The sequence below is a fragment of the Bordetella petrii genome (assembly GCF_020991325.1).
GTDB classification, from domain to species: Bacteria; Pseudomonadota; Gammaproteobacteria; order Burkholderiales; family Burkholderiaceae_B; genus Bordetella_A; species Bordetella_A petrii_E.
Genome location: NZ_JAJMLX010000402.1, coordinates 1 through 3,038 on the forward strand (window position 1 = coordinate 1; position 3,038 = coordinate 3,038).

At 63.3% G+C, this 3,038-nt stretch carries 3 protein-coding genes and 1 pseudogene; all 4 read right to left on the reverse strand.

Features of this window, described 5'->3' with window-relative positions; translation table 11 throughout:
* Positions 1–367, reverse strand: a 367-nt coding sequence (locus tag LPZ50_RS23650; protein ID WP_230665302.1) for a translation initiation factor IF-2 associated domain-containing protein, incomplete at its 3' end; no start/stop codon positions are given.
* 88 nt (positions 368–455) lie between these two features.
* The gene (nusA, locus tag LPZ50_RS23655) at positions 456–1,934 is read right to left on the reverse strand and encodes a transcription termination factor NusA (protein WP_230665303.1); all 1,479 of its coding nucleotides are present in this window, start codon (positions 1,932–1,934) and stop codon (positions 456–458) included.
* Positions 1,931–2,437, reverse strand: coding sequence for a ribosome maturation factor RimP (rimP, locus tag LPZ50_RS23660; protein WP_230665304.1), 507 nt, complete (start codon positions 2,435–2,437; stop codon positions 1,931–1,933). Before rimP ends, nusA begins: the two co-directional genes overlap by 4 nt.
* A 439-nt stretch (positions 2,438–2,876) precedes the next feature.
* Positions 2,877–3,038 (reverse strand): annotated as a pseudogene (locus LPZ50_RS23665) (rRNA pseudouridine synthase); the annotation flags it as partial.

Here is a 3,038-nt window from a genome sequence, read left to right on the forward strand (position 1 = left end):
CGGCGGCGTCGGCCGCCTCGGCATCGGCCGCCTCGGCGCGCGCGGCGGCTTGCTCCAGGGCGAGCTCGGAAGGATCGCGTTTGACGAACACGCGCTTCTTGCGCACTTCGACCTGGATAGTGCGCGAACGGCCGGTGGCATCGGCCTGGCGGATTTCGGAGGTCTGGCGACGCGTCAAGGTGATCTTCTTGCCCTCGGTCGCGCCATGGGCGCGGCGCAGCGAGTCGAGCAGCTTCGCCTTGTCGCTGTCGGTAACCGCGTCGTCTACCGAGTTGAGGTCAACACCGGCCGAACGCAGCTGCTCGAGCAGCACGTTGGCTGGCATTTTCAGCTCGGTAGCGAACTGGGCGACAGTATTACTCGACATTAGGCTATCTTCCCTCTATATGCAGCAATTACAACAACGGTGAACAAGCGGTCCGGCCGAGTGTTCACCTGCCTCGGCACCTGCCTGGTTATTCTTCGTTGAACCAGTGGGCCCGGGCGCGCATGATCAGTTCGCTGGCTTGTTGTTCGTCGAGACCGGCGATTTCCGCCAGTTCGTCGGTGGCCAGCTCGGCCAGATCGTCGCGCGTCAGCACTTGCCGTTCGGCCAGCTTGGCCGCCAGTTCCGGCGTCATGCCTTCGAGCTCGAGCAGGTCCTGGGCGGTTTCAAGGCGCTCTTCCTGGGCGATGGCCTCGGTCAGGAGCGCATTGCGGGCACGGGCGCGCAGCTCGTTGATGGTGTCTTCGTCGAAAGCCTCGATTTCCAGCAGTTCCTGCATGGGCACATAGGCGATTTCTTCGAGACCGGTAAAGCCCTCGTCGATGAGGATGTCGGCGACTTCCTCGTCGACGTCGAGCTTGTTCATGAACGTGGTGCGCAGGCCGGCACGTTCGGTTTCCTGGCGGCTGAGGCTTTCTTCCGGCGTCATGATGTTGATCTGCCAGCCGGTAAGCTCGGAAGCCAGGCGCACGTTCTGGCCCTTGGCGCCAATGGCCTTGGGCAGGTTTTCTTCGTCGACCACCACGTCCATGGCATGCTTGTCTTCGTCGACCACGATGGACTCGACATTGGCGGGCGCCAGCGCGCCGATGACGAACTGGGCCGGGTCTTCGGACCAGAGCACGATATCGACCTGTTCGCCGCCCAGTTCGTTCCGCACCGCGGTCACGCGCGAACCGCGCATGCCCACGCAGGTGCCGATGGGATCGATGCGCTTATCGTAGGCGATGACGGCGATCTTGGCACGGACGCCGGGATCACGCGCGGCAGCCTTGATTTCCAGCAGGCCCTGTTCGATTTCGGGCACTTCATTTTCGAACAGCTGGCGGATGAATTCGGGTGACGTGCGCGACAGGATGACTTGCTGGCCACGCGCTGCGTGGTCGACCCGCAGCACGAAGGCGCGCAGGCGGTCGCCGACCCGGAAGTTTTCCTTCGGGATCATCTCGGAGCGCGGCAGGCGGGCTTCGATCTTGCCGGTTTCGACAATGATGTCGCCCTTGTCCATGCGCTTGATCGTGCCCGAGATGATGGTCTCGCCACGGTCGAGGAAATCGTTCAAGACCTGCTCGCGCTCGGCATCGCGGATTTTCTGCAGGATGGCCTGCTTGGCGGCCTGCGCGCCGATGCGGCCGAACTCGATGGGTTCGAGCGGCTCTTCGATATATTCGTCAACCTGGATGTTGGGCACGATCTCGAGCGCGTCGGACAGCATTTCCTGCTTGTCGGGCTCTTGCAGGCCGGCCTCGTCAGGCACCACCAGCCAGCGGCGGAAACCCTCGTGGCTGCCGGTTTCGCGATCGATGGAGACGCGGATGTCGGCGTCTTCCTTGAAACGCTTTTTCATGGCCGAAGCCAGCGCGCTTTCGAGCGCTCCGAAAACCACTTCGCGCGTGACATTCTTTTCACGCGCCAAGGCATCGACCAACAGAAGAATTTCGCGACTCATCGCTTTTTGCCCTTGAAATCCAGAACGGGATCCAGCTTTGCACGCTCGATGTCGGCGAGCGTGAAGTTCAATACCTGGATATCGTCCTTCTTTGCCTCAAATTCGAGACCGAATACGGCCTGCTGCGCACTGGCTGGGATATTGGCATCGGCATCGCCCGCTTCGGCGGGCGCGACCAGCGTGCCCGAGAACACCTTGCGCCCATCAATTGGCTGGCGCAGCTTGATCTCGACGCGCTCGCCCGCGAAGCGGCGGAATTCGGCATCGGTGCGCAGCGGGCGGTCGACGCCCGGCGAACCGACTTCGAGGCGCTTGTAGTCGATGTTCTCGACCTCGAACACGCGCGACAACTGGCGAGACACTTGCTCGCAGTCTTCGATGCGGACGCCGCCGGCCCTGTCGATGGTGACGCGCAACAAGCCCAGCGCGGCACGTTCGACGTCGACCAGTTCGACATCCATGCCGGCAAGCGCCTGTTGGGTCAATGCGTATATATCAGCCATACACTCAAAAAAAATGGGCTGCAAACCCAGCCCACCGTATTGTCCGGCCCCCGGCCTGCGTTGCGGCGCAACCTGCGCCTGGCAACACGGGACCGAGCCCGAACCCAAATATTGCGACCTTGATTTCCTGCCCGAAGGCAAGGCGGGCCGCCATGGGCGGCCAAGCCAGCCTGGCTGCGCCGCCATCGGGCAAACCTGCCTGCCCACTGCGGCGCTGCCTGGGCTGTACGGATACCGCCACACAGCACCCCGGCGCGCAAAAAAACGTATCCGCCTGGCGCGGCCAACTGCATGCCCTGCATGCCGACCTTCATCCAGGCGTACACGCGCGCCATGAAAACCAACAATTTTACCAGATAACCGGGAAAATTGCCTGCTACATCGCGGGTTTACAGCCAGCGGCACCAGGACGGTGCGCCGACCCCCTGGCCGGCTGGCCTCAACGGCCGCCACGCCCCCGGCCACCGCCCATGAAACCCAGGCGGGATTCATGCGCGGAAGCGCTCTTGGGCTGCCAGTCGTCGCCCCGCGCGCCGCTACGCTGGGAGCGCGGCTTGCCCGATTGGGATTGGGACTTGGCGCCCGAACGCGGACCCCGGGC

Coding starts and splice junctions, on each gene's coding strand:
- rimP (WP_230665304.1), bottom strand. CDS start 2,437: ATGGCTGATATATACGCATTGACCCAACAGGCGCTTGCCGGCATGGAT.
- nusA (WP_230665303.1), bottom strand. CDS start 1,934: ATGAGTCGCGAAATTCTTCTGTTGGTCGATGCCTTGGCGCGTGAAAAG.